Here is a 14196-nt window from a genome sequence, read left to right as displayed (position 1 = left end):
TTATAATACAAAGAAATAGAAATAGCTGAAAAAAGGTATTGCAGCAGTCAAGCTATCAATACGATCTAATACACCACCGTGACCTGGAATTAATTGACTGCTGTCTTTCACACCAGACTCACGCTTGAACATACTTTCAGTTAAATCGCCCAATACTGAAATTGCAACTGTGGCTACAGAAAGAATGATAAATCCAGTAATATTTCGATCGCCTACTAAAGTATCGCCAGAGAAATGAATAAAGATAAAAGCAAGTACTAATGCTGTAATTAAGCCGCCAATGACCCCTTCCCAGCTTTTACCTGGCGATACTTTAGGGGCAAGTTTACGTTTACCAAAGGCGCGTCCGCTAAAATAAGCACCAGAATCAGCCGCCCAAACAAGTACAAATACGTAAAGTAATAAAAATAATCCGTGATAAGGATTATTGGTATAGTGTTCTAAACGTAAACGTAATACACCTGCGATAAAGGGAATCAACGTAGAAAAGGCAAATAAAAGTTGTAAAAGTGGATTTTTAGACCAAAATTTAGCTGATTTAGGATAACTGATTACTAGCAATAAAGCTAAGCCCCACCAGCTTACAGCATTTATCAATAAAAGCTGAAGATGTTGTTCAAACACACGCCCGGCATCTAAATAGTTACCCTCAGTATAGAGCCATAAGAAGATAAATACGCCTAAAAAGGTAGTCACAAAAAAACGTATCAAAGGTTGTTTAAGACGAGCAAATTGAGTCCATTCCCAGATCCCCAAAGCAGCTACCATACCTAACGCAAGGGCAAAATAAAAAGGTGTGAATAAAAATAGTGCACATAAAACTGCAGCAATTAACACAATAGCAGATAAAACTCGTTGTTTAAGCATAATTTTAATCCGTTGAATTATTCTGTCCCACCAAAACGGCGATGACGTTGTTGATAACTTGCAATAGCACGATTAAATTCTAATTGATTAAAATCGGGCCAAAGCACATCGGAAAAATATAATTCCGCATAGGCAATTTGCCATAATAAAAAGTTGCTTATGCGTTGTTCTCCACTGGTGCGAATTAATAAATCTACAGGTGGTGCATTTTGCGTTGCAAGATGATGTTGAAACGTCGAGTTATTAATATCTGAAACTGACATTTCTTCTTTTTTAACTTTTTCTGCAATTTGTTTAGCTGCTTGAACAATATCCCAACAACCGCCGTAATTTGCCGCAATATTGAGCGTAAGTGCGGTATTTTTTTCTGTTAAATTTTCCGCTTTTTTGATTTTTTCTTGTAAAGTTTCACTAAAACGAGATACATCGCCAATAATTTTCAGACAAATATTATTTTTATGTAATTTTTTTACTTCTCGATCTAAGGCTTGCATAAAAAGCGACATTAACGCGCTGACTTCTTGTTCTGGGCGACTCCAATTTTCGCTACTAAGGGCATAAAGTGTGAGCACTTTCACACCGATTTGTCGCGCATAAGCCACAGCCTTGCGTACTGCAGTAACGCCATTGGTGTGTCCAAAAATTCGCATTTTATTTTTCTGTTTTGCCCAACGCCCATTACCATCCATAATAATGGCAATGTGTTTTGGAATATTGTTTTGATCGAGTTCTATCATTATTTTTATTATAAAAAGATCCCTATAAATTCGGTTGTGAACTATATCATAAGTTGTATTTGCTTGCTATGGATTCCTTTGTTCGAATCTGTTCTGTAAAAATTGAAAATTTATTGTGAAAAACAACTAAAAAAAAATCACCGCACTTTTATTTCTCTCCCTATTAATTTTTGCCGTTTTACGGTATTCTATGCCACATTTTCTATTGTCAAAATGCTGCAAAAGTGCGGTTAAAATTTAAGGTGATTTTATGCAAGAACAATATCGTCCCGATATGATCGAACCAAAGGTTCAACAATATTGGGCAGAAAATAAAGTTTTCAAAGCAATCAAAGACGAATCTAAAGAAAAATATTACTGTCTTTCTATGTTCCCATATCCATCAGGTCGCCTGCATATGGGACACGTACGTAACTACACTATTGGCGATGTAATTTCTCGTTATCAACGTATGCTAGGTAAAAACGTGTTGCAACCTTTTGGTTGGGATGCTTTCGGCTTACCGGCAGAAGGTGCGGCGATCAAAAATAAAACTGCGCCTGCTAAATGGACATACGAAAACATTGCCTGCATGAAAAAACAACTTCAGCTTTTAGGCTTTGGTTTCGACTGGGATCGTGAAATCGCAACCTGTAAACCAGAATACTACAAATGGGAACAATGGTTCTTCACAGAGCTTTACAAAAAAGGCTTGGTGTACAAAAAAACCTCAACCGTAAACTGGTGTCCAAATGATGAAACCGTACTCGCAAACGAGCAAGTACACGAAGGTTGTTGCTGGCGTTGTGATACACCTGTGGAACAAAAAGAAATCCCACAATGGTTTATCAAAATTACTGACTATGCAGAGCAATTATTAGGTGGTTTAGATACCCTTCCACAATGGCCTGATATGGTAAAAACTATGCAGCGTAACTGGATCGGTCGTTCTGAAGGGGTAGAAATTACCTTTGATGTTGCAGATACTAACGAAAAAGTAGCAGTTTACACCACGCGTCCAGATACCTTTTACGGCGTAAGTTATTTAGGCATTGCCGCAGCACATCCATTAGCAAGTTTAGCGGCTCAAAATAATCCTGAATTAGCCACCTTTATCCAAGAAGCAAAAAATGCCAAAGTGGCAGAAGCTGATCTTGCGACAATGGAGAAAAAAGGAATGGCAACGGGCTTATTTGCGGTTCATCCATTGACGGGTGAAAAATTGCCAATTTGGGCCGCGAATTTCGTGTTAATGCACTACGGTACTGGCGCAGTAATGGCGGTTCCAGCTCACGACCAGCGTGACTTTGAATTTGCTCAAAAATACGGTTTACAAATTAAGCAAGTTATTGAACCCATTGCTGATGAAGAAATTGATTTAACTAAACAAGCTTTCGTTGAGCACGGTAAATTAGTGAACTCAGCTGAGTTTGATGGTTTAGATTTTGAAGGTGCATTCAACGGCATTGCAGATAAATTAGAAAAATTAGGTGTAGGAAAACGTCAAGTGAATTACCGTTTACGTGACTGGGGTGTTTCTCGCCAACGTTATTGGGGAGCACCAATTCCGATGCTAACCCTTGAAAATGGCGATGTAGTACCTGCACCAATAGAAGATTTACCCATTATTCTGCCTGAAGATGTGGTAATGGATGGCGTGAAAAGCCCAATTAAAGCGGATCCAAACTGGGCGAAAACAACTTTCAACGGTGTACCTGCATTAAAAGAAACGGATACCTTTGATACCTTTATGGAATCCTCTTGGTATTACGCGCGCTACACTTGTCCACAATATCAAAATGGCATGCTTGATGCGGAAGAAGCAAACTATTGGTTACCAGTGGATCAATATATCGGTGGTATTGAACACGCAACAATGCATTTGCTCTACTTCCGTTTTTTCCACAAATTGTTACGCGATGCAGGATTTGTAACCAGTGACGAACCAGCCGATAAATTATTGTGTCAAGGTATGGTGCTTGCAGATGCTTTCTATTACACCAGTCCAACCAACGAGCGTATTTGGGTAAGCCCAACCCAAGTGACCCTTGAGCGTGATGAAAAAGGCAGAATTATTAAAGCCACAGCTCCTGAAGGGCGTGAACTAGTCCACAGCGGCATGACCAAAATGTCGAAATCCAAAAATAACGGTATTGATCCACAAGAAATGGTAGAAAAATATGGTGCCGATACTGTTCGTCTATTTATGATGTTTGCCTCTCCAGCAGAAATGACCTTGGAATGGCAAGAATCTGGCGTAGAAGGTGCGAAACGTTTCTTAGGGCGTGTTTGGAATTTGGTATATCAATATCAACAAAATCCAGCAAAAACTAGCCTAGATTTGACCGCACTTTCCGCAGAACAAAAAGTGCTTCGTCGTGAAGTACATAAAACAATTGCGAAAGTGAGTGATGATATTGGTCGTCGTCAAACATTTAATACTGCGATTGCAGCAGTAATGGAGTTGATGAATAAACTGACTAAGGCTTCCTTAGAAAGCGATCAAGATCGAGCAGTCATGGCGGAAGCATTAAGTGCAGTTGTTCGTATGCTTTATCCAATTACGCCGCATATCTGTTTTGAATTATGGCAAGCTCTTGGCAATGAAAGTGCTATTGATACCGCAGAATGGGTAAAAGCCGACGAAGATGCAATGGTAGAAGACGAAAAACTTATTGTGGTACAAGTAAACGGTAAGGTTCGTGGCAAAGTTACCGTTGCGGCAGATGCGGATGAAGAAACAGTCAAAACGATTGCTTTCGCGGATGAAAATGTGAAGAAATTTGTTGATAATCAACATATTGTCAAAGTGATTTATGTCGCAGGTAAATTATTAAACGTAGTAGTGAAACCATAATACGTGGGGTGTGTGAATTCAAAATTCACGCACTATTTTTTATACGTACGTGAAATATTTACATTTTACACGTCCTACAATTAAAGGTAGTTTTTATGATCAAATCAATCAAGACTTTACTGCTTATCGCAACATTAGCAATTCTTTCTGCTTGCGGTTGGCATTTTCAACAGTCGGTTACTATGCCAAATGAATTGCGAACATTAGCCCTTGAAAGTGATGACCCTTATAATGATTTCACTGTTATTATGCGTCGCAAGTTACAGGAAAATCAGGTTAATATTGTTAATGTAAAACAAAATATTCCCATTTTACGTATTAATAAACAGATTACTTCAGATCAAGTCGCATCTATTTTTAAGCACGGACGTGAAGCAGAAAAACTTTTAATGTTGGAAGTTGAAGCCACTTTTCGCCTTGCTAATGGCGAAAGCTATCCAATCAATGCGAAAGTAAATCGTACTTTCTTTGATAATGCGCGTGCAGCATTAGCCAAATCGGAAGAACGCGAGGTAATTTGGAATGATATGCGCGAGCAAGTAGCGCGTCAATTAATCGTAAAAATAATTGCGTTACAAAATCAAATAAAAAGCAAATAATGAACCGTATTTTTCCAGAGCAACTAAATTATAATCTTGCTCAAGGTTTAGCTAGAGTTTATCTCTCGCATGGGCAAGATCCTTTATTACTTAGTGAAACTGAGGATACTATTTGTCAAGTGGCAAACCAGCAAGGTTTTGATGAAAAAAATAGCATTCAGGTTGATAGCCAAACTGATTGGGTGCAACTTATAGAATCTTGTCAATCTATGGGGTTATTTTTTAGTAAACAAATACTAAGCTTGAATTTACCTGAAAATTTCACCGCACTTTTGCAGAAAAATCTGCAAGAACTTATATCCGTATTGAATAAAGATGTCTTGCTTATTTTACAGGTAGCAAAATTGACTAAAGCGATTGAAAAGCAAGCGTGGTTTATTGCACTTAATCAACATGAACCAAATGTAATACTGATAAATTGTCAAACACCGACGGTAGAAAACTTGCCACGTTGGGTAAAAAATCGTACTAAAGCAATGGGATTAGATGCCGATAATGAAGCAATTCAACAACTTTGTTACAGTTATGAGAATAACTTGCTCGCACTCAAACAAGCTCTGCAGCTTTTAGATTTGCTCCATCCTGATCATAAACTTAACTACAATCGTGTCATTAGCGTGGTGGAACAATCCTCAATTTTTACACCATTTCAATGGATTGATGCTTTGCTAATGGGAAAAGCAAATCGTGCTAAACGTATTTTAAAAGGTTTACAAGCTGAAGATGTGCAACCTGTTATTTTATTACGCACACTACAGCGAGAATTATTTACGTTGCTTGAACTCACAAAACCACAGCAACGTATTATGACAACGGAAAAACTTCCAACTCAACAAATTAAGGCTGAATTTGATCGTCTAAAAATCTGGCAAAATCGCCGACCGCTCTTTTTAAGTGCAATTCAGCGTTTAACTTACCAAAAACTCTACGAAATTATCCAAGAACTCGCCAATATTGAACGCCTTGCTAAACAAGAATTTAGCGATGAAGTGTGGATTAAACTCGCTGATTTATCTGTGAAAATTTGTTTGTAGTCACAAGGCAAATAAAATAGACAATATTGAAATAAGATTTTTGATAAAAAAGAGATTTTTGGCTGGAAAAAATGGTCCCCCCTACCGGACTTGAACCAGTGACCAAGCGATTATGAGTCGCCTGCTCTAACCGACTGAGCTAAGGGGGGAAATTGCGGTAATTATAGAGAAATAATCACTTGAAGTCTATAAAAGAAAGGATGATTGATGAAAAATCAACCATCCCTTTTTACATTATTGAAGCACTGAAATATCAGCTACTTGTAAGAATAACCCTTGTAACGTATTTAAAATCGCTAAGCGGTTTTGGCGTAATGCTGGATCTTCAGCATTTACCATTACGTTGTCGAAGAAACTGTCTACTGGCGTGCGTAAGTTCGATAATTTATCTAATACTGCCGTGTAATCGCCTTTTGCAATAAGCGGTTGTACTTCAGTGCGTAATGCAAGTACCGCTTCAGCAAGTGCTTTTTCAGCTGGCTCTACGCAAGCGGTCAAATTGATCTCACCAATTGCAGCATCCACTTTGGATAAGATGTTGCTTACACGTTTGTTTGCTGCCGCTAACGCTTCCGCTGAATCTAAAGTACGGAAGTGTGAAACCGCACGCACTCGCGCATCAAAATCAGCTGGACGGGTTGGACGACGAGCCAATACCGCTTGAATCACATCCACCGCAATGCCTTCATCTTGATACCATGCACGGAAACGACCGAGCATGAAATCTACCACATCGGCAACCACGTTTTTATTCGTGAGTTTATCGCCGAAAAGAGCGGCTGATTTTTTCACTAAATCTTCTAAATCCAGTGGTAAATTTTTCTCTACAATAATACGTAACGCACCTAATGCCGCACGACGCAATGCAAATGGGTCTGCACTGCCTTTTGGTGCTTGCCCGATTCCAAAGATACCCGTTAAAGTGTCAAATTTATCGGCTAAAGCGACCGCACTTGCAACGAGTGATTTTGGTAATTCATCGCCTGCAAAGCGTGGCATATATTGTTCGTTTAATGCTACTGCTACTTCTTCATCTTCGCCGTCGTGACGAGCATAGTGCATGCCCATTACGCCTTGCGTATCGGTGAATTCGAATACCATGTTGGTCATTAAGTCACATTTTGACAGTAAACCTGCACGTTTTGCTTTCGCTTCGTCTGCACCGATTTGTTTTGCAATTTCGCCTGCAAGTTGTTCGATACGATCAGTTTTGTCTTTTAATGTACCGAGTTGTTGTTGGAACAACACGGTTTCTAAACGTGGTAAACGATCAACCAGTTTTTGTTTTAAGTCAGTTTTGAAGAAGAATTCCGCATCAGTTAAACGAGGGCGAACCACTTTTTCGTTCCCTTCAATAATCGCGGTTGGATCTTCTGGGTTGATGTTCGAGACAAAAATAAAGTGCGGTAATAATTTGCCGTCTTTGTCATAAATTGGGAAGTATTTTTGGTCGCCTTTCATGGTGTAAACCAAGGCTTCCGCAGGCACTGCTAAGAAACGTTCTTCAAATTTTGCCGCTAACACATTTGGGTATTCCACCAACGAAGTCACTTCTTCAAGCAAGCTTTCTTCAATGTCAGCCACGCCACCAAGTGCGGTCGCTTTTGCTTGAGATTTTGCAAGGATTTCGGCTTTACGCTCGTTAAAATCCGCTACCACTGAACCTTTTTCACGCAATAATTGTGGATATTGGTCTGCATGTTGAATTTCAAATTCTTTCTCGCCTAAGAAACGGTGACCACGAATAGTACGCGCACTTGCTACACCTAAAATTTCGCCTTCGATTAACTCATCACCTAACAACATAGTCACAGTGTGAACTGGACGGATAAATTGTACGGTTTTATCTGCCCAACGCATTGGTTTTGGAATTGGCAATTTCGCCAACGCATTTGCCACAATATCGTTCAGCAAGTTTTTAGTCGGTTGACCTTCAATTTTTGCACGATGAACGAGCCATTCTCCTTTATCAGTCGCAATGCGTTCTGCTTGTTCAACAGTAATGCCACAACCACGCGCCCAACCTTCTGCCGCTTTGGTCGGTTTACCTTCTGCATCAAAGGCTGCAGATACTGCCGGCCCGCGTTTTTCGATTTCTTTGCTTGGTTGTTGTGTAGCTAAGTTCAACACTTTCACCGCCAAACGACGCGGCGCTGCAAACCATTCGATTTTGTCGAAGGTTAAACCTGCTTGATTTAATTCCGTCTCAACGTTATCCGCAAAAGAGGTTGCTAATGTTTTGAGAGCTTTTGGTGGCAGCTCTTCTGTGCCAATTTCTACTAGGAAGTTTTGGGTTGTCATTTTGTTTCTCTTATTTAAAAATTCTGTAGATTTAAATTCTTATTTTCTTCGTTATCACTTCATTCTTTCTCAATCGCATTACTGTAAAACTCAGTGAATTTAATTCTGCATTTCGTAACGTTGATAATCAGGTTCATAGTGCCGGCTAGCATTCGATAACCAGCTTTGTTTTCGCACAATAAAAATCAAAGATATAACTTAGAAGTGGCTTTTGTCGATTAAATCGAAATCCTAATAATTGATCTCGATTGATACGTTGCCATAATTTTCTTTCCGCATCCGTTTGATCCACTCGCAATTTCTGCGAATTCAGCTTTAAGTATTTTTCATAGGGTTGCATGAAAACCGCTATTCTATTTTTTCCTAGAACTCAAAAATCGTGTTTAACTTTGATGGATCTAAAACAACATCGCCATTTGGTAATAACAACGCTGGAATGCCTAAATAGCCATTTGCTTTCGAGTTATCAAATTCTGCACTACTATCGCGTAAACGAATAAATTGTTTGAGATTAGGTAATGAAGTCATAATTTCAACTTCATCGTAATCCACGCCTAAGCGATCTAACTCTGCGACAAATGGCTCGGTATCTGGGCATGTTTCTGCATAAAAAAGAATGGGTTTGTTCATTTTGCTCTCCTAAAGTGCGGTCAAATTTCACCGCACTTTTGTGAATTTGTTTAAGCCTTATTTTTTACAACCAGGGAAACCTAAGGCTTCACGGCTTGCATAGTATGCTTCAGCCACGCCTTTGGTTAAGGCACGAATGCGTAAAATATAGCGTTGGCGTTCAGTGACCGAAATTGCTTTACGTGCATCTAACAAGTTGAAGCTGTGTGCTGCTTTTAAAATACGTTCATAAGCTGGCAATGGTAACGGTTTTTCTAAGGCTAATAACTCTTGTGCCTCTTTTTCGTATTGATCGAAGCAGTAGAATAGGAAATCGGTGTTTGCGTGTTCAAAATTATAGGTTGATTGCTCAACTTCATTTTGATGGAAAACATCGCCATAAGTGGTTTTGCCTAATGGACCGTCAGACCAAACTAAGTCATACACAGAATCTACGCCTTGAATGTACATGGCTAAACGCTCTAAACCGTAAGTCACTTCGCCCGTTACAGGTTTACATTCTAAGCCACCTACTTGTTGGAAATAGGTAAACTGGGTCACTTCCATACCGTTTAACCATACTTCCCAGCCTAAGCCCCATGCACCTAAGGTTGGGTTTTCCCAGTTATCTTCCACAAAACGAATATCGTTTTTGGTCGGATCGAAACCAAGCATTTCAAGTGAACCTAAATAAAGTTCTTGAATGTTATCTGGAGAAGGTTTGATCACTACTTGGAATTGGTAGTAATGTTGTAAACGGTTTGGGTTTTCGCCATAGCGACCGTCTGTCGGGCGGCGTGAAGGTTGCACATAAGCAAATGCCATCGGCTCAGGGCCTAATGCGCGCAATGCGGTCATTGGGTGAGAAGTACCTGCGCCCACTTCCATATCAAAAGGTTGCACAATGGTGCAGCCTTGGTTTGCCCAATATTCTTGCAGGGCTAAAATCATACCTTGGAATGTTTTTACGTTGAATTTTGTGTTCATAATCATTTATCTAATATTATTAAAAATGTTGGCATTATACTTGAATCCGTAAAACGGATAAAGACGAAAAAATGCAGTTGAAAATCAGGGTTTATAAAATATATCTAGTAAGCAATTTTGAATACTTAGGTAGATTTTAAGCCTTATTTTTAGTATAGTTTTTTTTTGATTGATTTAATAGATTTCAATTGTTTAAACCTTTCTATATGATACGCAAGAAATTCATTTCAACCTAACTAAATTTATTAACTTTACAAGGAGTCTACAATGAGTTCTCAATGCCCTTTCTCGCACTTAGCTGCGACAAACTTAACAATGGGTAACGGTGCACCCGTTGCTGATAACCAAAACAGCTTAACAGCTGGTCCGCGTGGTCCATTACTTGCACAAGATTTATGGCTTAACGAAAAATTAGCTGATTTCGTACGTGAAGTAATCCCAGAGCGTCGTATGCACGCAAAAGGTTCTGGTGCATTTGGTACTTTTACTGTGACACACGATATTACTAAATATACTCGTGCAAAAATTTTCAGTGAAGTGGGTAAAAAAACTGAAATGTTCGCACGTTTTACTACCGTGGCAGGCGAACGTGGTGCAGCAGATGCTGAGCGTGATATTCGTGGTTTTGCATTAAAATTCTATACTGAAGAAGGTAACTGGGATTTAGTAGGTAACAATACGCCAGTATTCTTCTTACGTGATCCACGTAAATTCCCAGATTTAAACAAAGCAGTAAAACGCGATCCGCGTACTAATATGCGTTCAGCAAAAAATAACTGGGATTTCTGGACATTATTACCAGAAGCATTACACCAAGTAACTGTTGTAATGAGTGATCGTGGTATTCCTGCAAGCTATCGTCATATGCACGGTTTCGGTTCTCACACTTATAGTTTTTGGAACGAAGCGGGCGAACGTTTTTGGGTAAAATTCCACTTCCGTACTCAACAAGGCATTAAAAATTTAACGAATGCTGAAGCCGCAGAAATTATTGCAAATGACCGTGAAAGCCATCAACGTGATTTATATGAAGCGATTGAACGTGGTGATTTTCCTAAATGGACATTATTTGTACAAATTATGCCAGAAGCTGATGCAGAAAAAGTATCTTATCATCCATTTGACTTAACCAAAGTATGGTCAAAAAAAGACTATCCATTAATTGAAGTAGGGGAGTTTGAATTAAACCGTAACCCAGAAAACTTCTTCGCTGATGTAGAACAATCTGCATTTGCACCAAGTAACTTGGTTCCAGGTATCGGCGCAAGCCCTGACAGAATGTTACAAGCTCGTTTATTTAACTATGCGGATGCACAACGCTACCGTTTAGGTGTGAATTACCGTCAAATTCCAGTGAATCGTCCGCGTTGCCCAGTTCATAGCAACCAACGTGATGGTCAAGGTCGTGTAGATGGTAACTACGGTAGCTTGCCACACTACGAGCCAAACAGCTTCAGCCAATGGCAACAACAACCAGACTTTGCTGAACCACCACTTCGTATCAACGGAGATGCAGCACACTGGGATTATCGTAAGGATGATAACGATTACTTCAGCCAACCTCGTGCATTATTTAACTTAATGAATGCAGAGCAAAAACAAGCGTTGTTTAATAACACTGCAGCTGCAATGGGCGATGCACCTGATTTCATCAAATACCGTCATATTCGTAACTGTCACTGGTGTGATGCAGCATACGGTGAAGGCGTTGCGAAAGCATTAGGTTTAACCGTTGAAGATGCATTAAAAGCTCGTGATACTGACCCTGCATTAGGTCAAGGCGGATTGTTATAATCTTTCGAGTTAATTACTTTAAATAAATAATAGTAGTAATTAATCTGCACCCAAAAGTTAGACTAAGGTTTAATCAATTTGGATGCAGATTTTTTTTTAATGAAATATTACTAATTAGTTACATAATACGTGAACGATTTTGTAATCGGTTAAAAATTTGAATGTGAAAAATAACCTATAATAGCTTCCATTCTTATGATAAATATTGCATTTGAGTAATAATGATAAATATGTATCAAGGTACAAAATAATGAGGTATAAAATGACTATCATTCCCCGTTACTGCAGTAAAATCTTCGCGTAATCCCATACCGCAAGCCACATCACCCACAACCCAAGAGCCGATAATTGGATACATTCCATCAAAACTTGGTAATTCAAATTTTTGTTGATAAACATAACCTGAATTAGCATAAAACGTAGAGTGTTCGCTTCCTTTCGCTGCAAATTCTACGCCATTGTTTTTCTCATAATAGAAGACATTGGCACCTTCTCGACCTAACAATGGTTTTTTCACCCACATCGATAAATCTTTTGGTAATTCGAAAGGCGTAAAATAAGCAGGCAATAAATTCGGATGATTCGGATAACGCGCCCAAAGTTTTGCCAATAGCGCTTTATTACTTAACAACATTTTCCACGCAGGCTCAATAAATCGTGTTTCAGCGGTTGTAATATGGCGAGCAAACTCAGCGTGGCTTAGCCATTCCAGCGGATACAATTTAAATAACATTTCAATAGGCTGATCATTTAAATCTACAAATTTTTCTGTTTCGCTGTTATAGCCAATATCTTCCACCGCTAATTGATGAATATTCCAACCTGCGTTATAAGCCACATCAGCTAAATAATCCACATTGCCCCAATCTTCACGGCCAGCATCTTGCATAGCACTCAAATGGAAATCTGTTTTACCACTTTGTTGTTTCAAAAATTGGAAATGTTTAATTAATTCTTCATGAATCCAGTTAAATTGATCACGATGTTTCAAGCCCTCAATTTGTTCCAACCACTGCCATTGAACAACCGCAGCCTCCAACAAAGATGTTGGCGTATCGGCATTATATTCAAACATTTTTAGGTTGTCGCCATCATAGCCAAAATCAAAGCGTCCATATAAATAAGGATCTTGATTACGCCAAGAGCTTTCAATAAGCTGTTTTTGCAACTCCGTAAAACGATAATTTTCATAATCGCCTTTTTTAATTTCATCCGCCGCAAAATCTAAACACATTAAATGTAATTCATTAGTTGTATCCTCAATGCGATCAATTTCCGCTAAAGTAAATTCATAGGCAACATTATCAGACCAATAATGAGAGCCATCACTAGAAGGCAAATTATAGTAATCAAATCCAACATTAAGTAGCTGTTGCACCATATCTGGTCGAATAGGAAACCCGGTTACACGTTTCATTTAGCCCCCACTGCTACGATTAGTATTATTTGGGCTACTAAAACCACCACGAGATACAGGTTTGCTATTCATGCTTCCTGCATTTCCTTTCACAAGCATTGGTTTTCCAACAGAACGATTTGTTTGCGGTTGCACAACTTGCCCTGCTGGTGTGGTGACAGCTCGATTTCCAGGATGATAGCTCGGGCCAAGGAAACTACTAATTGCACGAGCTGCCATATACCCTATAACGCCACCAGCAATTGCGGCCCCTAAAGAAGGATCGGTACTTTCAGCTTTTGCAGTCGATTCAGCATTGTTCTCACTTTGATTAGCTTGTGCATTATTTTCAGCTGGATTTTTTACCGCACTTTCTGCATTACCGTTATCACGAATATTTAAACCAAGCCCCTGCGGTGGTGTAGTTTCAGTTTTCTGAGTACTCTCGGTATTTTTATCTGCCTCACAAAGCTCAATTTTTTTCCAATCCGCTAAACAATCGTCTAAAGACTGATACACATCACGTTGTACTTGTTCTTCTGAACAGCCTCCTAATAAGGCCACAATAGATAAACTCACTAAAATCTGATTTTTCTTTTTCATTGTTCTCAATTTTTATCGAATGGTTTTCACGCCTAGCCATTGCTCGGCCTGTTTATTGGTAATTTCTTCACGAGTCCACATACTCATTAGATCTGGTTGTGGATATTTATTGCTGTTATAGCCGACTAAACGAGCAAAATCAAATACGGCATGAGGATAGCCATTAATAAGCAACAAGGCTAAGTAACCACTTTCATCCCAACAAATTTCAAGTTTTCGAGCCTCATGATGATTAGAGGTTGAATCAACATTATACACGTGCAACATATCAACTATCGGTTGAGCATTTTGACGCATATCAAGTGCATAAAAATAGCCTGTTTCACCGTCATCTTCAAACATTACGGCAAAATGCTCAAATACCGTAGAATGCGTTCCTACTTGCTTTGGCATCCCTAAAAAGAGTGAGTCCTCTAAAGTTAAATGTAACATT

General features: G+C 39.1%; 12 protein-coding genes, 1 tRNA gene and 1 pseudogene. 4 read left to right on the top strand and 10 right to left on the bottom strand.

Annotated features, from left to right (window positions below):
• Together ACPT8O_RS00375 and uppS are read right to left on the bottom strand one after the other, a co-directional pair.
• Positions 1–867, bottom strand: coding sequence for a phosphatidate cytidylyltransferase (locus ACPT8O_RS00375; protein ID WP_021034757.1), 867 nt, complete (start codon positions 865–867; stop codon positions 1–3).
• 17 nt (positions 868–884) lie between these two features.
• Positions 885–1604 (bottom strand): polyprenyl diphosphate synthase, encoded by a 720-nt coding sequence (gene uppS / locus ACPT8O_RS00370; RefSeq protein ID WP_021034758.1) that lies wholly within the window; start codon positions 1602–1604, stop codon positions 885–887.
• Positions 1605–1854: 250 nt separating this feature from the next.
• On the opposite strand from uppS, the gene leuS reads away from it, so the two are divergent.
• The 3 genes from leuS (at position 1855) to holA (ending at position 6073) form a co-directional block, all read left to right on the top strand.
• Positions 1855–4440, top strand: a complete 2586-nt coding sequence (gene leuS / locus ACPT8O_RS00365) for a leucine--tRNA ligase (RefSeq protein ID WP_054249350.1) — start codon at positions 1855–1857, stop codon at positions 4438–4440.
• Between the two features lie 95 nt (positions 4441–4535).
• Positions 4536–5039: an LPS assembly lipoprotein LptE gene (gene lptE / locus ACPT8O_RS00360; protein WP_021034761.1), complete on the top strand. Its 504-nt coding sequence runs from the start codon at positions 4536–4538 to the stop codon at positions 5037–5039.
• Positions 5039–6073: a DNA polymerase III subunit delta gene (gene holA / locus ACPT8O_RS00355; RefSeq protein WP_021034762.1), complete on the top strand. Its 1035-nt coding sequence runs from the start codon at positions 5039–5041 to the stop codon at positions 6071–6073. Before lptE ends, holA begins: the two co-directional genes overlap by 1 nt.
• Before the next feature lie 72 nt (positions 6074–6145).
• On the opposite strand, the gene ACPT8O_RS00350 is transcribed toward holA, so the two are convergent.
• The 5 genes and pseudogenes from ACPT8O_RS00350 to glyQ form a co-directional block, all read right to left on the bottom strand.
• Positions 6146–6222: transfer RNA gene (locus ACPT8O_RS00350), tRNA-Ile, on the bottom strand.
• An 85-nt stretch (positions 6223–6307) separates the two neighbouring features.
• Complete coding sequence (glyS, locus tag ACPT8O_RS00345; protein WP_021034763.1) at positions 6308–8374, bottom strand: glycine--tRNA ligase subunit beta; 2067 nt, start codon at positions 8372–8374, stop codon at positions 6308–6310.
• 31 nt (positions 8375–8405) lie between these two features.
• A pseudogene (locus ACPT8O_RS00340) lies at positions 8406–8714 on the bottom strand (DUF559 domain-containing protein).
• 23 nt (positions 8715–8737) lie between these two features.
• Complete coding sequence (locus ACPT8O_RS00335) at positions 8738–9004, bottom strand: glutaredoxin (protein ID WP_021034764.1); 267 nt, start codon at positions 9002–9004, stop codon at positions 8738–8740.
• Between the two features lie 57 nt (positions 9005–9061).
• On the bottom strand, positions 9062–9970 hold the full coding sequence (glyQ, locus tag ACPT8O_RS00330) for a glycine--tRNA ligase subunit alpha (protein WP_041175280.1): 909 nt from the start codon (positions 9968–9970) through the stop codon (positions 9062–9064).
• 267 nt (positions 9971–10237) lie between these two features.
• Between glyQ and ACPT8O_RS00325 the strand changes: the two genes are divergently transcribed.
• Positions 10238–11764 carry a catalase gene (locus tag ACPT8O_RS00325; RefSeq protein WP_021034766.1) on the top strand — a complete coding sequence of 509 codons (1527 nt, stop codon included), beginning with the start codon at positions 10238–10240 and terminating at the stop codon, positions 11762–11764.
• A gap of 235 nt (positions 11765–11999) precedes the next feature.
• Here the strand turns inward: ACPT8O_RS00325 and ACPT8O_RS00320 are convergent, their stop codons facing one another.
• The 3 genes from ACPT8O_RS00320 to ACPT8O_RS00310 are packed head-to-tail and all read right to left on the bottom strand — an operon-like array spanning position 12000 to position 14195.
• Positions 12000–13181, bottom strand: coding sequence for a glutathionylspermidine synthase family protein (locus ACPT8O_RS00320; RefSeq protein WP_041175281.1), 1182 nt, complete (start codon positions 13179–13181; stop codon positions 12000–12002).
• Positions 13182–13763, bottom strand: coding sequence for a hypothetical protein (locus tag ACPT8O_RS00315; RefSeq protein ID WP_021034768.1), 582 nt, complete (start codon positions 13761–13763; stop codon positions 13182–13184). It lies immediately after the preceding gene.
• 12 nt (positions 13764–13775) lie between these two features.
• Positions 13776–14195: a DUF2251 domain-containing protein gene (locus ACPT8O_RS00310; protein ID WP_040035224.1), complete on the bottom strand. Its 420-nt coding sequence runs from the start codon at positions 14193–14195 to the stop codon at positions 13776–13778.
• Position 14196 lies beyond the last annotated feature (1 nt).

It is taken from the genome of Haemophilus sp. HN_Hi08, assembly GCF_049824455.1.
GTDB classification, from domain to species: Bacteria; Pseudomonadota; Gammaproteobacteria; order Enterobacterales; family Pasteurellaceae; genus Haemophilus; species Haemophilus influenzae_D.
Note: the sequence above shows the minus strand (reverse complement) of the source record. Positions and strands in the feature narration are given on the sequence as shown.

Bases quoted from the DNA above. Each gene is read 5' to 3' on its own strand.
- leuS (WP_054249350.1), top strand. From the start codon at position 1,855: ATGCAAGAACAATATCGTCCCGATATGATCGAACCAAAGGTTCAACAA.
- glyQ (WP_041175280.1), bottom strand. From the start codon at position 9,970: ATGAACACAAAATTCAACGTAAAAACATTCCAAGGTATGATTTTAGCC.
- holA (WP_021034762.1), top strand. From the start codon at position 5,039: ATGAACCGTATTTTTCCAGAGCAACTAAATTATAATCTTGCTCAAGGT.
- ACPT8O_RS00310 (WP_040035224.1), bottom strand. From the start codon at position 14,195: ATGTTACATTTAACTTTAGAGGACTCACTCTTTTTAGGGATGCCAAAG.
- ACPT8O_RS00375 (WP_021034757.1), bottom strand. From the start codon at position 867: ATGCTTAAACAACGAGTTTTATCTGCTATTGTGTTAATTGCTGCAGTT.
- glyS (WP_021034763.1), bottom strand. From the start codon at position 8,374: ATGACAACCCAAAACTTCCTAGTAGAAATTGGCACAGAAGAGCTGCCA.
- ACPT8O_RS00320 (WP_041175281.1), bottom strand. From the start codon at position 13,181: ATGAAACGTGTAACCGGGTTTCCTATTCGACCAGATATGGTGCAACAG.
- ACPT8O_RS00335 (WP_021034764.1), bottom strand. From the start codon at position 9,004: ATGAACAAACCCATTCTTTTTTATGCAGAAACATGCCCAGATACCGAG.
- ACPT8O_RS00325 (WP_021034766.1), top strand. From the start codon at position 10,238: ATGAGTTCTCAATGCCCTTTCTCGCACTTAGCTGCGACAAACTTAACA.
- uppS (WP_021034758.1), bottom strand. From the start codon at position 1,604: ATGATAGAACTCGATCAAAACAATATTCCAAAACACATTGCCATTATT.
- ACPT8O_RS00315 (WP_021034768.1), bottom strand. From the start codon at position 13,763: ATGAAAAAGAAAAATCAGATTTTAGTGAGTTTATCTATTGTGGCCTTA.
- lptE (WP_021034761.1), top strand. From the start codon at position 4,536: ATGATCAAATCAATCAAGACTTTACTGCTTATCGCAACATTAGCAATT.